The following is a 15,759-nucleotide window of genomic DNA, read 5'->3' as shown; positions in this document are numbered from 1 at the left end:
CCTCCCTTTTTTTGTTGCCTGCCACCATGCACTGTCCCTTCTGCGGTGCCAACGACACCAAGGTCATCGACTCGCGACTGGTCGCCGAGGGCGAACAAGTCCGCCGCCGCCGCGAATGCCTGGCTTGCGGCGAACGTTTCACGACGTTCGAGACCGCTGAACTGGTGTTGCCGCGCCTGATCAAAACCGACGGCAGCCGCCAGCCGTTCGACGAAGAAAAACTGCGCGCCGGCATGCAGCGCGCCCTGGAAAAACGCCCGGTGAGCGTCGAACGCCTGGAAGCGGCGCTGGTGCACATCAAGCACAAGCTGCGGGCCACCGGCGAGCGCGAGGTCAAGTCCCTGGTGGTCGGAGAGCTGGTGATGGCCGAGCTGCAGAAGCTCGACGAAGTCGCCTACATCCGTTTCGCCTCGGTATACCGACGCTTCCAGGACCTGAACGAGTTCCGCGAAGAAATCGACCGCCTGGCCCGCGAACCGGTGAAACAATGACCGCCTCGGCGCAGCAGGCCGTCCTCGACGCCCATTACATGGCCCGTGCCCTGGAGTTGGCACGGCGCGGTCACTACACCACCCACCCCAATCCCCGGGTCGGTTGCGTGATCGTGCGGGACGGGCAGGTTGTCGGCGAAGGCTGGCACATCCGCACCGGCGAGCCCCATGCCGAAGTCCATGCCCTGCGTGCCGCCGGCAATAATGCCAGGGGCGCCACGGTCTACGTGACCCTCGAACCGTGCAGCCATCACGGGCGTACGCCGCCGTGTGCCGATGCGTTGGTCAATGCCGGCGTGGCGCGGGTGGTGGCAGCGATGCAGGACCCCAACCCGGAAGTCGCCGGTCGCGGCCTGCAGCGCCTGGCCCAGGCCGGCATCGCCACGCAAAGCGGCGTGCTGGAAGGCGAAGCGCGCACGCTCAATGAAGGTTTTCTCAAGCGCATGGAACAGGGCCTGCCGTTCGTGCGGGTCAAGCTGGCCATGAGCCTTGATGGCCGCACCGCCATGGAAAGCGGCGAAAGCCAGTGGATCACCGGCCCGGCTGCACGCTCGGCGGTGCAACGCCTGCGCGCCCAGGCCAGCGTGGTGCTGACCGGCGCCGACACGGTGCTGGCGGACAACGCCCGGTTGACCGTGCGCGCCGATGAACTGGGGCTCGATGCCGAGCAGACCGCGTTGGTCATGAGCCGCCCGCCGCTGCGGGTGCTGGTGGACGGGCGCCTGCGGGTGCCGCTGGATGCGGCGTTTTTCAAGGCCGGCCCGGCGCTGGTCGCTACCTGCATGGCGGTGGAAGAACAATACGCCAACGGTCCCGAATGCATGATCGTGGCCGGCGATGACGGCCAGGTCGATCTGCATCGCCTGCTGGTGGAGCTGGCGGGCCGTGGCGTCAATGAGGTGCTGGTGGAGGCCGGTCCGCGCCTGGCGGGGGCTTTCGCCCGGCTGGGGTTGGTGGATGAGTTCCAGATTTTCATCGCTGGCAAATTCCTCGGTTCTTCGGCGCGGCCACTGCTGGACTGGCCGCTGGCGCAGATGAAAGACGCCCCGGCGCTGAAAATCACCGAAATCCGCGCCGTGGGCGATGACTGGCGAGTCATCGCCGTTCCCGTTCCACCGGCCAGCGTATAATTCCCGGCTTTCGCTCAAGCGGCGGCCCGTTCTCGAGGAGGACTCCATGTTTACCGGCATCATCGAATCCATCGGCAGCATCCGTGCACTCACCCCCAAGGGCGGCGATGTGCGGGTCCATGTCGAAACCGGCAAGCTCGACCTGAGCGACGTCAAGCTGGGCGACAGCATCGCGGTAAACGGCGTGTGCCTGACCGCCGTCGAATTGCCGGGCAACGGTTTCCTGGCGGACGTCAGCCGCGAAACCCTCGACTGCACGGCCATGAACGACCTCAAGAGCGGCAGCCCGGTCAACCTGGAAAAAGCCCTGACCCCCACCACTCGCCTGGGCGGGCACCTGGTCAGCGGCCACGTGGACGGCGTCGGCGAAGTGGTCTCGCGCACGGATAACGCCCGGGCCGTGGAATTTCGCATCCGCGCCCCGAAGGAACTGGCCAAGTACATCGCCCATAAAGGCTCGATCACCGTCGACGGCACCAGCCTGACGGTCAACGCGGTGGACGGCGCCGAATTCCTGCTGACGATCATTCCCCACACGTTGAGCGAAACCATCATGGCTTCGTACCGGCCAGGTCGCCGGGTCAACCTGGAAGTCGACTTGCTGGCCCGTTACCTCGAGCGCCTGCTGTTGGGCGACAAGGCCGCAGAGCCTGCAGCCGGTAACATCACTGAAAGTTTTCTGGCCGCCAACGGCTACCTCAAATCCTGACCCAAGGGGGTGCCGCGTGGCGCTCAATAGCATCGAAGAACTGGTTGAAGACATCCGCCAAGGCAAGATGGTCATCCTCATGGATGACGAAGACCGCGAGAACGAAGGCGACCTGATCATGGCCGCCGAATGCTGCAAGGCCGAGCACATCAACTTCATGGCCAAGCATGCCCGCGGGCTGATCTGCATGCCGATGACCCGCGAGCGCTGCGAGCTGTTGAAGCTGCCGCTGATGGCGCCGCGCAACGGCTCGGGCTTCGGAACCAAGTTCACCGTGTCCATCGAGGCCGCCGAGGGCGTGACCACCGGGATCTCCGCCGCTGACCGCGCGCGCACCGTACAGGCCGCTGCCGCCCGGGACGCCAAGGCCGAAGACATCGTCAGCCCCGGCCACATCTTCCCGCTGATGGCCCAGGCCGGCGGCACCCTGGCCCGCGCCGGCCACACCGAAGCGGCGTGCGACCTGGCGCGCATGGCCGGTTTCGAACCCAGCGGCGTGATCTGCGAAGTGATGAACGACGACGGCACCATGTCCCGTCGCGCGGAACTGGAAACCTTCGCCGCCGAACACAACATCAAGATCGGCACCATCGCCGACCTGATCCACTACCGGATGATCCATGAACGTACCGTTCAGCGGATTGCCGAGCAGCCACTGGACAGCGAACTGGGGCAGTTCAACCTGGTGACCTACCGCGACTCGGTGGAAGGTGACGTGCACATGGCGCTGACCTTGGGCACCGTATGCGCCGAAGAGCCGACCCTGGTGCGGGTGCACAACATGGACCCGCTGCGCGACCTGCTGATGGTCAAGCAACCCGGCCGCTGGAGCCTGCGGGCCGCCATGGCCGCCGTGGCCGAGGCCGGCAGCGGCGTAGTGTTGCTGCTCGGGCACCCGCTTGATGGCGACGTGCTGCTGGCGCACATCCGCGAAACCGCCGACCAGGCGGCGCCGAAAAAACCGACCACCTACAGCATTGTCGGTGCCGGTTCGCAGATCCTTCGGGACCTGGGCGTGCGTAAAATGCGCCTGATGAGCGCACCGATGAAATTTAATGCGATATCCGGTTTCGATCTGGAAGTTGTAGAATACGTGCCCTCTGAATAATGACCTCATTCAATTGAGAAAGGGGCCTCCTGTGGGAGCGAGCTTGCTCGCGATAGCAATGTGTCAGATAACAACCGTGTTGCTGATCTGGCGCCATCGCGAGCAAGCTCGCTCCCACAGGGGCCTTCGTCCTCGATTGAAGTTAGTATTCGTGGCTAATATCACTGAAGGAGCGCGTATAGAACGCGCTCTGGCTCTTTAAGAGATCTGACGAATGACCCTGAAGACCATCGAAGGTACCTTCATCGCCCCCAAAGGCCGCTACGCTCTGGTAGTGGGCCGTTTCAACAGTTTCGTGGTCGAGAGCCTGGTTGGCGGTGCGGTCGATGCCCTGGTTCGCCATGGCGTGAGCGAAAGCGACATCACCCTCATCCGCGCCCCTGGCGCCTTCGAAATTCCGCTGGTTGCGCAGAAAGTCGCTCAAAAGGGCGAATATGCGGCGATCATCGCCTTGGGCGCGGTCATTCGTGGCGGTACTCCGCACTTCGAATACGTGGCTGGCGAATGCACCAAGGGCCTGGCCCAGGTGTCCATGGAATTCGGCGTGCCGGTCGCTTTCGGCGTGCTGACCGTTGATTCCATCGAGCAAGCCATCGAACGTTCCGGCACCAAGGCCGGTAACAAAGGTGCCGAAGCTGCCCTGTCCGCCCTGGAAATGGTCAGCCTGCTGGCGCAGTTGGAGGCCAAGTGATTAGCGACGAAAGCGATCGTTTCAACCCGCGCGATCCAAAGCCTGCGGATGCCGGCAAGCCGTCGAAAAGCGTCAAGCGTCGCGAAGCCCGTCAGCTCGCGACGCAAGCGCTGTACCAATGGCACATGGCCAAGCAATCGCTGAACGAGATCGAAGCGCAATTTCGGGTCGATAACGATTTCAGTGATGTCGACGGTGCTTATTTCCGCGAGATCCTGCATGGCGTGCCGGCTCACAAGACCGAGATCGACATCGCCCTGGCACCTTGCCTGGACCTGACGATCGACGAGCTGGACCCGGTTGAGTTGGCGGTGTTGCGCCTGTCCACCTGGGAACTGATGCAGCGTGTCGACGTGCCGTACCGCGTGGTGATCAACGAAGGGATCGAGCTGGCGAAAGTCTTCGGTTCCACCGATGGCCACAAATTCGTCAACGGTGTGCTCGACAAGCTCGCCCCACGCCTGCGTGAAGCCGAAGTGAAGGCGTTCAAGCGCTGATTGGCGTTTGCGGCGACTGACTATGGGCGAATTCGAGCTGATCCGTAACTACTTCGCCGCCGCGCCTTGTGCGCAGGGCGGCGAGGGCGTTGCGCTGGGGATCGGCGACGACTGCGCCCTGCTGGCCGTTCCTCCCGGGGAACAGCTGGCGGTGTCCACCGACACGCTCGTGGCCGGCGTACACTTTCCAGACCCTTGCGATCCGTTCCTGCTCGGCCAGCGCTCGCTGGCCGTGGCGGTCAGCGACCTGGCCGCCATGGGCGCCAAGCCCTTCGCCTTTACCCTTGCCTTGACCCTGCCGACGGTGACCACCGATTGGCTGCAAGCCTATGCCCGCGGTTTGAACCAGATGGCCCAGGCCTGTGGCGTGGCGCTGGTGGGAGGCGACACCACGCGCGGGCCGTTGAGCCTGACCCTGACGGTATTCGGCCATGTGCCTGGCAGCCAGGCCTTGACCCGCGGCGGCGCGCAGCCCGGCGACCTGCTGTGCGTCGGCGGCGAGTTGGGCAATGCCGCCGGCGCATTGCCGTTGGTGCTTGGCCAGCGTCACGCCGAGCCCGCCATTGCCGAGCCTCTGCTGGCTCATTATTGGTCACCGCGACCACAGATCGCCTTGGGCCTGGCGTTGCGGGGCAAGGCCAGCGCGGCGATGGATATTTCCGATGGCTTGCTGGCCGATTGCGGGCATATCGCCCTCGCATCCGGGGTGGCCTTGCAGGTGGAACGGGACCGACTGCCGCTGTCCAACGCTCTGCTAGCGTTTTTTGGCCGGGCGGATGCTGAGCAGGCCGCCCTGAGCGGTGGTGACGATTACGTGCTGTTGTTCGCCGTGCCACCAAGCCGATGGCCGGCGTTGCAGGCCGAAGGCGGGCCGATCCATGTGATCGGCAGCGTACTGGCCGGACAGGGCGTCACGCTGGTCGACGACGTCGGGCACGACATCACCCCGCAAACACGGGGCTATCAACATTTTCGGGAGACACCGTGACAGATCATCCCAACCAGGTCCCGGCAGAGTTCGTTCCGCCTTCGGTCTGGCGCAATCCCTGGCATTTCCTGGCGTTTGGCTTCGGTTCGGGCACTTTACCCAAAGCGCCGGGCACCTGGGGCTCGCTGGTTGCGCTACCCTTCATACCGTTGTGGCAGATGTTGCCGGACTGGGGCTACTGGTTGATGCTGGGCATCACCATGCTGTTTGGCTTCTGGCTATGTGGCAAAGTGGCGGACGACCTGAGGGTGCACGATCATGAAGGTATCGTCTGGGACGAAATGGTCGGCATGTGGATCACCTTGTGGTTGGTACCGGAGGGCTGGTACTGGTTGCTGACGGGATTTCTGGTGTTCCGTTTCTTCGATATCCTCAAGCCGTGGCCGATCCGCTGGATCGACCGGCATGTGCACGGAGGTGTCGGGATCATGCTTGACGATGTACTGGCCGGGGTTTTCGCCTGGCTGGCAATGCAGGGATTGGTGTGGTGTTTCACCTGAAGGAGCCAGGCATGGGCGTAAGCCGCGCACTACTGCTGTTGCTGTGTTTGGGAGCCTGTGTGGCAGCGGGGGCGGCCCAGTCGGCGCCATTGCCCGCCAAGGTCCGCGCGGCCAGCGAGGAGTGGGCCGACTACACCCAGGCCGATGGCCAGGGCATGGGCTGGGATATCTTGCGGGCGGTGTTCGAGCCCGAAGGCGTCAAGCTGGAAATCCGCAGTGTGCCCTACACCCGCTCGATCGGGTTGGTACAGCGTGGCGAAGTTGACGTGCAGGTCGGCGCCTATCGGGATGAGTCCGAAGGCGTGCTCTACCCGAGGTGGCACTACGACGTCGATCATATCTATGCCCTGGGGTTGGCCTCCAAGCCGACGCCCACCCTGGCGACGATTGGCAACTATCGGCTGGTATGGATGCGCGGGTACGAATACAACAATTACCTGCCCAACATCCGGCGTTTCAATGAGATCCACCGGGCGGTGGGTATCTTGCCGATGCTGATTCATGAGCGAGCGGATTTCTACATCGATGCGTCGATGGAAATCGAAGAAGTGCTCGCCAAGGCCGATGATCCCAAGCAATTCAAACTCTCACCGTTGATTAATTTGCCGCTGTACCTGGGCTTCGCCAACACTGAAAACGGTCGTGTGCTGCGTGCGCTGTTTGACCAGCGCATGGAAGTGTTGGTGAAGAGCGGCCAGTTGAAGCCGATTTTCGAACAGTGGAAGCAACCCTATCCTTTTGACGAGCACGGCAAGCCACCGAAGCCTTGATCAAACTTTTCGATACTAGTGGCCTGTGTGGTCAGTTCTGTTAGTCAACTTCGGCGCCAGAAGCCCATATCCTGCGTTGCTGCTCCTCGCCATAGCGGGCTATGACTCGTCACAGCGCCTTGGTTATGGACTTCTGGCATCCGAATTTGAACTAACGAACTAACCACACAGGCCACTGGCCGATAATTCAGCCTAAGCGTCTGTCAGATCGTGCTGTTACAATGCCCGTCTCTGCGAATCTCCAGTACTAGATCAGGAGCACACCGGTGCCTGTCGTTTTTGTTGCCGCTTCCAAGCTGCCAACGCCCTTTGCGCAATTCACCATGCATGGTTTTCTCGATGAGGCCACCGGCCGTGAGCACGTCGTGCTGAGCCTGGGTGATGTCGCCGACGGTTCTGCGGTGCTGGGCCGCTTGCATTCCGAATGCCTGACGGGCGATGCATTGTTCAGCCAGCGCTGCGATTGCGGTTCGCAACTCGAGGCCGCGCTGCAGGCCATCGCCCGGGAAGGCCGTGGCGTGTTGCTGTACCTGCGCCAGGAAGGCCGTGGCATTGGCCTGTTGAACAAGATCCGCGCCTATGAGCTGCAAGACGGCGGCGCCGATACCGTGGAAGCCAACGAACGCCTGGGCTTTGCCGCCGACCTGCGTGACTACAGCATATGCCTGCCGATGCTGGAGCACCTGGGCGTCAAGTCGCTGCGCTTGATGACCAACAACCCGCGCAAGGTCAAGGCGTTGACCGACATGGGTATCGTGGTGGCCGAGCGTGTGCCGCTGCACACCGGTCACAACCCCCACAACAAACTCTACCTGGCGACCAAGGCCAGCAAGCTCGACCACATGATGGGCAACGAGCACCAGGGCGAGGTTGATCGGGCGTGACGCGCGGTCAGGTTCGGCGGCGGCTGTCGGTCAGTTGGTGGCAATACCTGGCCCTGGCCTTGCTGCCCTTGTTTGTGATCAACGCGGTGTTCGGCCAGGGCGAAGCGATTCTGCCGGTGCTGGCGATGCCGCTGTTCATTGCCGGCGTGGCGTCGATGTTTGTCAGCCTGCGCTTCTTCGGGCCGTATAAACAGGCCTTGATCACCACCCAGAAAGCCCTCGACACGCCCGAAGAACCCCAGGCCTGGATTGATTTGGCGGCCCGTCGCCGCGCCGCTTTGCTGGTGGCCGGGTTGCCGGCCTGGGTTGGCGCCCTGGCGGTGTTCGTTGGGCTGGAAGCGGTGCCGTTGATGCTGCTGGCCTTGTCGACCGCCGTGTTGTTCTACCTGTACCGCATCCCGCGTCAACTCGGCTGATGAGCCGCTGGCTGGCGGTCTTGCTGCTGGCCGTCAGCGCCTCGACGATGGCGGCCTCGCGGGTCGTCAGTCTCGCGCCCTCGCTGTCGGAAATCGTCGTTGAGCTGGATTCCGCCGACCTGTTGGTAGGCGTGCTGGATGGCGGTGAGCGTCCGCCGGTGCTCAAGGCAGTGCCCTCGGTGGGTCGTTACGGGCAACTGGAGATGGAGCGCTTGCTCAGCCTCAAGCCCGATCTTCTCCTGCTCTGGCCCGGCAGTGTCGGCCCGGCCCAGCGCGAGCAGCTTAAAACGCTGGGCATTCCCATCTATACCGCCGAGCCTCGCAGCCTCGACCAACTCATCACGCAAATCGAAACCATCGCCTTGCAACTCGGTCGTCCGGAGCGCGGCGTGCAGCGGGCGGCGCAGTTGCGCGTGCGTCTCGAGGGGTTACGCCAGCGCTATCGACGGGACCCGCCGTTGCCGGTGTTCTACCAAGTCTGGGACCGGCCGCTATACACCGTCGGTGGCAGGCAGATCATCAGTGATGCGCTGGCGGTGTGCGGGGCGCGCAACGTCTTCGCCGACCTGAGCGTGCCGGCTCCGCAGGTGAGTGTGGAAGCGGTGCTGCAGCGCAATCCGCAAGTCATCCTCGCTACGGAGCAGGCGCAGCTCAATGCCTGGAAAACCTGGCCGGTGGCGCAGGGGCGATTGCTGCTGGTCAACGACAAGGGGCTGGAACGGCCCAGTGGGCAGATGATCGAGGCGACGGCGCGGTTGTGTGAGTTGATTGCGCCAGATCGGTAGACCGCGGCGCCTGCAATCGCGAGCAAGCTCGCTCCCACAGAGGATGTGTGGCGAGCGCCAATTCCATATTCACAACAGGCCAACTGTGGGAGCGAGCTTGCTCGCGAAGAGGCCGGCCCAGGCACTACAAATCCCAGATCAGAGTGCCGGGGTCCAAGTCACCCCAAACAACCAACTCCGACCTTCCTCCCGATACCCATATTGCCCTCCATCATGGCTATACAGCGCCCGGCTGTACCCTTTGTCCAACAGGTTATCCACCTTCATCTCCAGCTTCACCTCCCGGGTCAACGCCCAACTGCCGCGCAACCCGAGCAGGGCATAGCCGCCCAGGGCGTTGCGGTTGTCTTCCTCGTCGTAACTGCTGCTCACCGCTTGCCAGGTGGCGCCCAGGCCCAGCCGATCGAATTGCCGATCCAGGTCCAGGCTCAACGTCCGCCGGGCGCGGCGGGCGAGGGTGTGGCCGCTGTCGCGGTCCCGTGGGTCGATGATGGCCAGGGCCAGATTGCCCTGCCAGCCGAACAGATCCTGCAGGTAGGCCATCTCGAAACCGTTGATCCGCGCCGAGACGACGTTCTGCGGGCGGGAGTCGCGGCCAAAGATGATCGCGTCCTCCAGGTCGGTGCGGTACAGCGAGGTTTCCAGGCGGGCGCTGTCGCTCAGTTGGCTGCGCCATTGCAGTTCGTAGCTCTTGGCTGTCTCGGGTTTTAAATCCGGGTTGCTGTACTCCGGGTAGTACAGGTCGTTGAAGGTTGGCGCGCGGAAGCTCTCGCTGTAGGTCAGCAGCACGTCGTTGTCCGGGTTGACCGGCAGGGTCAGGGTGCCGCTCCAACTGTTCTGTCCACCAAATTGCTGGTTCTGGTCGCGGCGCAGGCCCAGCTCTGTCGAAAAAGTTTCGGCCTGGAACCGGTGCTGGATAAACGCTGCGCGGTTCCAACGGCTGTCTTCGTCGAACGGCGTGCTGCTGTTGACCCGGTCCTGATACCAGTCACCACCCACGATCAGGCTGTTACGCTCGTCCAGCGTCACGTCGTTCTGCCAGGTCACGGAATCGCGGTAGGTGTTGAAGACTTCGCGGACGTCGCTGAGCTTGTCGAAGGTTTTTTCGCGGTTTTCGCTGTGGCCCAGTTCCAGGCGCGACTTCCAGCTGTCGTTGATTCGGCCGTCCATATAGGTGCTGAAGCTGCTCACCGCAAACTCGCTATAGGGTTGCTGGGGCAGAGATTCGAAGGTGGCCGGGTCGAAGCGGCCGAACGGGTTGTCGTATTCGCTCTTGCCGCGGTTATCCAGCAGGTTCAGGCCAACTTCCAAGTCATCGCTGGCGGCATGGCTCAGGCTCAGGCTGAAGGACTGGTTGCGATTGGCATCGTTGTCGCGGTCGCTGGCGTAGGACTCGTGGGTCCGATTGCTTCCGGCGCTGTCGTCGAGGCTGGCGCCGAGGTTGAAGCGGGTCTGCTCATCGCCGCCGGACAGGCCCACACTGCGCTCCCAGGTCTGGTGGCTGCCGACCCCCACATGCAGGCGCGGTTGCAGGCCTTGCTCGCTGCCGCGTCGGGTGAAAATCTGGATCACCCCACCCACCGCATCGGCGCCGTAGATCACCGAGCGCGAACCGCGCAGCACTTCCACGCGCTCGATCTGGTTGATGTTCAGGCGTTGCAGGTTGCTGTCGCCCGAGGTGGCGTTGCCGATGCGCTGGCCGTCCACCAATACCAGGCTTTGGGCTGATTGGGTGCCGCGAATGTAAATCCCCGGCAGGCTGCCGCGCCCACCCAGCGGCGCCACTTGCACGCCAGGCACACGGCTGAGCAGGTCGGTGACGCTGGCCGGTTGCAGGCGGTCGAGGTCGTCGCGGGTGAAGACCGTGTTGGCGGCGCTGCTGTCATTGCGGGCCTCGACCTGGCGGTTGGCGCTGATGACGATGTCGGGCAGCTTCAGGGCCTGGTCGCGTTCGAAGGTGTCGGCGAGCAGGTTGGGGATGGGGAGCAGGGCGAGGGCTAGGGTGAGGCGGCGTTTCATTGATGTTCCGATCATGCTGATTCACACCAAGCCAGTGTGGGAGCGAGCTTGCTCGCGATAGCGGGAGATCAGTCAATTAATGATTGGCTGACACACCGCTATCGCGAGCAAGCTCGCTCCCACAGGGGGCTTGTGTTGGCTGTACTTACAAGCCCAACAACTGCAACCGTTGACGCACCGCCGCTTCGATCCCAACCTCGTCCAAGCCGCATTCGGCCAGCATTTGCGCCGGCTTGGCGTGTTCGACGTAGGCATCTGGCAGGCCCAGGTGCAGCACCGACTTGAGGATGTTTTCCCGCGCCAGGAACTCACTGACCGCCGCTCCGGCGCCGCCCATGATGGCGTTCTCCTCGACGGTCACCAGCAGTTCATGGCTGCCGGCCATCTCGCGCACCAGGGCTTCGTCCAGGGGTTTGACGAAACGCATGTCCACCACAGTGGCGTCCAGGGTATCGGCGACTTTCAGGGCCTCGGCCAGTTGCACGCCGAACACCAGCAGGGCGGTTTGCTTGCCCTGGCGGCGAATCACGCCCTTGCCGATCTCGATGGGCTCGAGGTCGGCCGAGATCGTCGCGTTCGGGCCGGTGCCACGCGGGTAGCGCACCGCCGCCGGACCATTGAACAGGTGGCCGGTGGTGAGCATCTTGCGCAGCTCGTTTTCATCGCTCGGGGTCATCACCAGCATGCCGGGGATGCAGCGCAGGAACGACAGGTCGAAGCTGCCAGCATGAGTCGGGCCGTCTTCGCCCACCAGGCCGGCGCGGTCGATGGCGAACAACACGTCGAGGTTCTGCACCGCCACGTCATGGATCAATTGGTCGTAGGCCCGCTGCAGGAACGTCGAGTAGATCGCCACCACCGGCTTGGCGCCTTCGCAGGCCATGCCGGCGGCGAGGGTCACGGCGTGCTGCTCGGCAATCGCCACGTCGAAATAGCGCTGCGGGTAGCGTTCGCTGAAGGCCACCAGGTCCGAGCCTTCCTTCATCGCCGGGGTGATGCCCACCAGGCGCGGGTCGGCGGCGGCCATGTCGCACAGCCATTGGCCAAAGACGCCGGAATATTTCGGTCCGCCGGCTTTTTTCGGCGCGGCCGCCGGGGCGTCCAGGGGTTCGAGCTTGGTGATGGCGTGGTAGCCGATCGGGTCGACTTCCGCCGGGGCGAAGCCTTTGCCTTTCTTGGTGACCACGTGCAGGAACTGCGGGCCCTTGAGGTCACGCATGTTGCGCAGGGTGGCGATCAGCGTTGGCAGGTCATGGCCGTCAATGGGGCCGATGTAGTTCCAGCCCAGTTCTTCGAACAGCGTGCCGGGGACCAGCATGCCCTTGGCATATTCTTCGGTACGCCGGGCGATTTCCCAGGCGCCGGGCAGGCGCGACAAGACCTTCTTGCTGCCTTCGCGCATGCTTGCGTAGGTGCGGCTGGAGAGGATCTTCGCCAGGTAGTTGGACAAACCGCCAACGTTGCGCGAGATCGACATGTCGTTGTCGTTGAGGATCACCAGCATGTTGGCGTCGACTTCCGGCGCATGGTTCAGCGCTTCGAAGGCCATGCCCGCGGTCAGTGCGCCGTCGCCGATTACGGCAATCGCCTTGCGCTCGCTGTTTTGCAGGCGGGCGGCAATCGCCATGCCCAGGGCGGCGCTGATGGACGTACTGGAGTGGCCGACGCCAAAGGTGTCGTATTCGCTCTCGGAGCGACGCGGGAAGGCGGCGATGCCATCCTTCTGGCGCAGCGTGCCCATGCGCTCGCGACGATCGGTGAGGATCTTGTGCGGGTAGGCCTGGTGTCCGACGTCCCACACCAACCGGTCGTCCGGGGTGTCGAACACATAATGCAGCGCGATCGTCAGCTCGATGACGCCCAGGCCTGCACCGAAGTGCCCACCGGTCTGGCCGACCGTGTAGAGCAATTCCAGGCGCAACTCATCGGCCAGGGTTTCCAGCTCGGCTTCACCCAGGCGACGCAGGCCGTCCGGCGTGTTGGCGCGGTCCAGCAGGGGCGTGGTCGGGCGCTTGCGGGGGATCTCTTGAAACGTCGTGGGCATCAGGCGAATCGTTATAGGTATAGAAAGAGGCGGCAGTTTACCTTATGCATCGCAAGCTGCCCACGCGTAGGCCGGAACTTGGCCGATACGCAATCTTTAGGGTTGACCTTGTATCAGCTGCGTCGTTCGACGATATAACGCGCCAAGTCGCGCAACGGCTCGGCCGCCGCGTCAAAGGGTCGCAGCGCGGCCAGGGCCTGGTCGCGCAACTCCAGGGCGTAGGCCTTGGCGGCGTCGAGGCCGAGCAGGGCCGGGTAGGTCGGCTTGTCCCGCGCGATGTCGGCGCCTTGGCGTTTGCCCAGGGTCAGGGTATCGCTTTCGACGTCAAGGATGTCGTCCTGTACCTGGAACGCCAGGCCGATGGCCCGGGCATAGGCCTGCAAGGCTTGCAATTGGGCGGGCGTGGCCCGACCGCTGGCCAGGGCGCCGAGCTGGACGCTGGCTTCGATCAAGGCGCCGGTCTTGTGCCGGTGCATGTATTCCAGCGCGCCCTGGTCCAGCTTCAGGCCCACCGAGCCCAGGTCGATGGCCTGGCCGCCGACCATTCCGGCAGGGCCTGCCGCCAACGCCAGGGCGCTGACCATGTCCAGGCGAACCTGCGCCGGGCAATCGCTCAAGGCCGGGTCCAGCAGGGCGCTGAAGGCCAGGCTCTGCAAGCCGTCGCCAGCCAGGATCGCGCAGGCTTCGTCGAATTGTTTGTGAGTGGTCGGCTGGCCGCGGCGCAGGTCGTCATCGTCCATGGCCGGCAGATCGTCGTGCACCAGCGAATAGGCATGGATCAGTTCCACCGCGCAGGCGGCGCCGTTGGCCTGTTCGGCCTGGCCGCCCAAGGCTTCGCACGCGGCATAGGCCAGCAGCGGCCGTACACGTTTGCCGCCGTTCATCACGCTGTAGCGCATGGCTTCGTACAGGCGCGCCAGTTCCGGGCTCGGGGCGCTGAACAAGGTATCCAGTGCAGCATTGACCCGGGCCTGGCTGCTGGCCTGATACGCGCCGATCATTCAGGTTGTTCCGCGTCGAAAGGCTCTTCGGTCAGTTCACCGTCGCGTTCGAGCAGCAATTGCACCTTCTGCTCGGCCTGGGCCAGCGCCGCCTGGCAGTCGCGAGTCAAGCCGATACCCTGCTCGAAGGCGGTCAGCGAGTCTTCCAGCGACAATTCGCCGTTCTCCAGGCGTTCGACCAGCGTTTGCAGGTCGGCCAGAGATTGTTCGAAATCCAGTGCAGCTTTTTTGCGGGCCATGGCGGCTATTCCGGTTGACTGTTAAACCGGCGCGACACTAGCAGACATGGGGTGTTCGGGCAAATCAGGGCGGGGTAACGCGGGCTGTGATCCAGTGCTTTTGTGGCGAGGGAGCTTGCTCCCGCTCGAGCGCAGCGGTCGCAAACTGGATCAACCCGGCGGGTTTGGGGCTGCTGCGCAGCCCAGCGGGAGCAAGCTCCCTCGCCACGGGATTTCGTCAGAAGTGACGTCGGGTTCCGTATTCGGCTCATTTCGTGAGCCGAATAAATCCCCTATTCGGCTCACGCCTCTCCCAGTACGTGATTTCCCACACAGAATCGCGTGTTCCCCGATTGTGAAAAATCCGTCAAATGGCTACTCTTCGCGCCATCTACGGCCCCTTGTAACGGCAATGCCGTTCACTTAAGAAAAATGATGACCCTGTGGCGAGGGAGCTTGCTCCCGCTCGGCTGCGAAGCAGTCGTAAACCGGCGGGTGCGGTGTGTCTGATACGCCACAATTGGCAGGTTTTGGGGCCGCTTCGCGGCCCAGCGGGAGCAAGCTCCCTCGCCACGGGTTTATCGATTGTCTTAAGTGAACAGCATTGCCTTGTAACGGGGCCTTCAGACGAAACCCGAATAATCACAAGCAGCGCCCTGGAAGGGCGCCGGGTTGCGTCGTGCATGGCAGGAGGCATACGTGCGTTTTCTTTCTTTATTGATCGTGTTGCTCGGTGCGCCGTTGGCGTGGGCCGCGCCTTCGGCTGAAATGTCGGAGCCGGTCGGCGGCTGGCGCTACAGCGGCTTGCTCGATCGTACGGAAAACCCGCAAGTCGCGTATCCCACGCCACCCATCGACCGCGGCATCCAGCGCAACCGCACGATGATCGAAGGCCAGATCAAGGCGATGGGCACGGCGCGCCAGCCCCACAGCCTGGCGGTCAACGGCAATCCACTGAATCTCTATACCGACGATGAAGGACGGTTCGCCCGGCCGTATGCGTTCGGCGCCGGCTCCAACAGCGTCGAGGTGCGCAGTTCCGAAGGCCAGTCCCTCAAGCGCGTGCAATTCTATGAAGCCAACAACCTGCGCACCCCGGCGCAGATCCGCGTGGTGCTGGGCTGGGACGACCCCAAGGCCGAGCTCGACCTGCATATCGTCACACCCGACGGCCAACATGCCTTCTTCGGTCGCCCGGCGCTGACCAACGGCGGCGGCCTCGACCCGGATGGCGTCGACGGTCCCGGCCCTGAGATGTTCACCATGACCGCGCCGATGCACGGCACCTACCTGGTCTACGTGAACTATTGGGGCAACTACGGCAGCGGCGGCTACAACTTCGATGAGACCAGCAACCAGAACGAGGTGATCACCTCGCAGATCAACCTGGTGCTCAACGAAAACACCGTCGATGAAAAACGCGAGACCTTTGTCGTGCCCCTGCGCGCCATTGGCGATCTGTTGCTGGTCAAGACTTTCAACTACTAAATCCGCTCCACGGATGAACA

Annotated in this window: 17 protein-coding genes; 13 read left to right on the top strand and 4 right to left on the bottom strand. The window is 63.4% G+C overall.

What is annotated here, in order from left to right:
• The first annotated feature begins 26 nt into the window (after nt 1-26).
• From nrdR to ACLH0I_RS26170, 12 genes are all read left to right on the top strand, one after another.
• Nucleotides 27-491, top strand: coding sequence for a transcriptional regulator NrdR (gene nrdR, locus ACLH0I_RS26225; protein ID WP_163006734.1), 465 nt, complete (start codon nt 27-29; stop codon nt 489-491).
• On the top strand, nt 488-1,621 hold the full coding sequence (gene ribD, locus ACLH0I_RS26220; RefSeq protein WP_186707685.1) for a bifunctional diaminohydroxyphosphoribosylaminopyrimidine deaminase/5-amino-6-(5-phosphoribosylamino)uracil reductase RibD: 1,134 nt from the start codon (nt 488-490) through the stop codon (nt 1,619-1,621). Before nrdR ends, ribD begins: the two co-directional genes overlap by 4 nt.
• Nucleotides 1,622-1,667: 46 nt before the next feature.
• Nucleotides 1,668-2,330 carry a riboflavin synthase gene (locus ACLH0I_RS26215; RefSeq protein ID WP_092204487.1) on the top strand — a complete coding sequence of 221 codons (663 nt, stop codon included), beginning with the start codon at nt 1,668-1,670 and terminating at the stop codon, nt 2,328-2,330.
• A gap of 16 nt (nt 2,331-2,346) precedes the next feature.
• The gene (ribBA, locus tag ACLH0I_RS26210) at nt 2,347-3,438 is read left to right on the top strand and encodes a bifunctional 3,4-dihydroxy-2-butanone-4-phosphate synthase/GTP cyclohydrolase II (protein WP_053125811.1); all 1,092 of its coding nucleotides are present in this window, start codon (nt 2,347-2,349) and stop codon (nt 3,436-3,438) included.
• Between the two features lie 214 nt (nt 3,439-3,652).
• Nucleotides 3,653-4,129, top strand: a complete 477-nt coding sequence (ribE, locus tag ACLH0I_RS26205; protein ID WP_411385764.1) for a 6,7-dimethyl-8-ribityllumazine synthase — start codon at nt 3,653-3,655, stop codon at nt 4,127-4,129.
• Nucleotides 4,126-4,626, top strand: coding sequence for a transcription antitermination factor NusB (gene nusB, locus ACLH0I_RS26200; protein ID WP_186707683.1), 501 nt, complete (start codon nt 4,126-4,128; stop codon nt 4,624-4,626). Before ribE ends, nusB begins: the two co-directional genes overlap by 4 nt.
• 22 nt (nt 4,627-4,648) lie before the next feature.
• Nucleotides 4,649-5,614: a thiamine-phosphate kinase gene (gene thiL, locus ACLH0I_RS26195; RefSeq protein ID WP_411385763.1), complete on the top strand. Its 966-nt coding sequence runs from the start codon at nt 4,649-4,651 to the stop codon at nt 5,612-5,614.
• The gene (locus ACLH0I_RS26190; RefSeq protein ID WP_053125805.1) at nt 5,611-6,114 is read left to right on the top strand and encodes a phosphatidylglycerophosphatase A; all 504 of its coding nucleotides are present in this window, start codon (nt 5,611-5,613) and stop codon (nt 6,112-6,114) included. Before thiL ends, ACLH0I_RS26190 begins: the two co-directional genes overlap by 4 nt.
• 11 nt (nt 6,115-6,125) lie before the next feature.
• The gene (locus tag ACLH0I_RS26185; RefSeq protein ID WP_411385762.1) at nt 6,126-6,884 is read left to right on the top strand and encodes a substrate-binding periplasmic protein; all 759 of its coding nucleotides are present in this window, start codon (nt 6,126-6,128) and stop codon (nt 6,882-6,884) included.
• Between the two features lie 266 nt (nt 6,885-7,150).
• Nucleotides 7,151-7,768, top strand: coding sequence for a GTP cyclohydrolase II (ribA, locus tag ACLH0I_RS26180; protein ID WP_250962612.1), 618 nt, complete (start codon nt 7,151-7,153; stop codon nt 7,766-7,768).
• A complete protein-coding gene (locus ACLH0I_RS26175; RefSeq protein WP_411385761.1) occupies nt 7,765-8,184 on the top strand; it encodes an MFS transporter in 420 nt (139 codons plus the stop codon). The genes ribA and ACLH0I_RS26175 overlap by 4 nt, the downstream gene beginning before the upstream one ends.
• Nucleotides 8,184-8,969, top strand: coding sequence for a cobalamin-binding protein (locus tag ACLH0I_RS26170; protein WP_411385760.1), 786 nt, complete (start codon nt 8,184-8,186; stop codon nt 8,967-8,969). Before ACLH0I_RS26175 ends, ACLH0I_RS26170 begins: the two co-directional genes overlap by 1 nt.
• A 138-nt stretch (nt 8,970-9,107) precedes the next feature.
• Here the strand turns inward: ACLH0I_RS26170 and ACLH0I_RS26165 are convergent, their stop codons facing one another.
• The 4 genes from ACLH0I_RS26165 to ACLH0I_RS26150 form a co-directional block, all read right to left on the bottom strand.
• The gene (locus ACLH0I_RS26165; RefSeq protein ID WP_411385759.1) at nt 9,108-10,988 is read right to left on the bottom strand and encodes a TonB-dependent receptor domain-containing protein; all 1,881 of its coding nucleotides are present in this window, start codon (nt 10,986-10,988) and stop codon (nt 9,108-9,110) included.
• Nucleotides 10,989-11,133: 145 nt separating this feature from the next.
• Entirely contained in the window at nt 11,134-13,032 is a 1,899-nt protein-coding gene (gene dxs / locus ACLH0I_RS26160; RefSeq protein WP_411385758.1) for a 1-deoxy-D-xylulose-5-phosphate synthase, read from the bottom strand.
• A 113-nt stretch (nt 13,033-13,145) separates the two neighbouring features.
• Nucleotides 13,146-14,033 carry a polyprenyl synthetase family protein gene (locus ACLH0I_RS26155; protein ID WP_411385757.1) on the bottom strand — a complete coding sequence of 296 codons (888 nt, stop codon included), beginning with the start codon at nt 14,031-14,033 and terminating at the stop codon, nt 13,146-13,148.
• Nucleotides 14,030-14,272, bottom strand: coding sequence for an exodeoxyribonuclease VII small subunit (locus ACLH0I_RS26150; protein WP_003185917.1), 243 nt, complete (start codon nt 14,270-14,272; stop codon nt 14,030-14,032). The genes ACLH0I_RS26155 and ACLH0I_RS26150 overlap by 4 nt, the downstream gene beginning before the upstream one ends.
• Before the next feature lie 678 nt (nt 14,273-14,950).
• Between ACLH0I_RS26150 and ACLH0I_RS26145 the strand changes: the two genes are divergently transcribed.
• Nucleotides 14,951-15,739: a DUF2135 domain-containing protein gene (locus ACLH0I_RS26145; RefSeq protein WP_186710545.1), complete on the top strand. Its 789-nt coding sequence runs from the start codon at nt 14,951-14,953 to the stop codon at nt 15,737-15,739.
• Nucleotides 15,740-15,759 lie beyond the last annotated feature (20 nt).

The organism is Pseudomonas sp. MPB03, from assembly GCF_046605385.1.
Taxonomy (GTDB): Bacteria; Pseudomonadota; Gammaproteobacteria; order Pseudomonadales; family Pseudomonadaceae; genus Aquipseudomonas; species Aquipseudomonas zanjanensis.
This window is presented reverse-complemented; position numbering and strand designations above follow the sequence as displayed.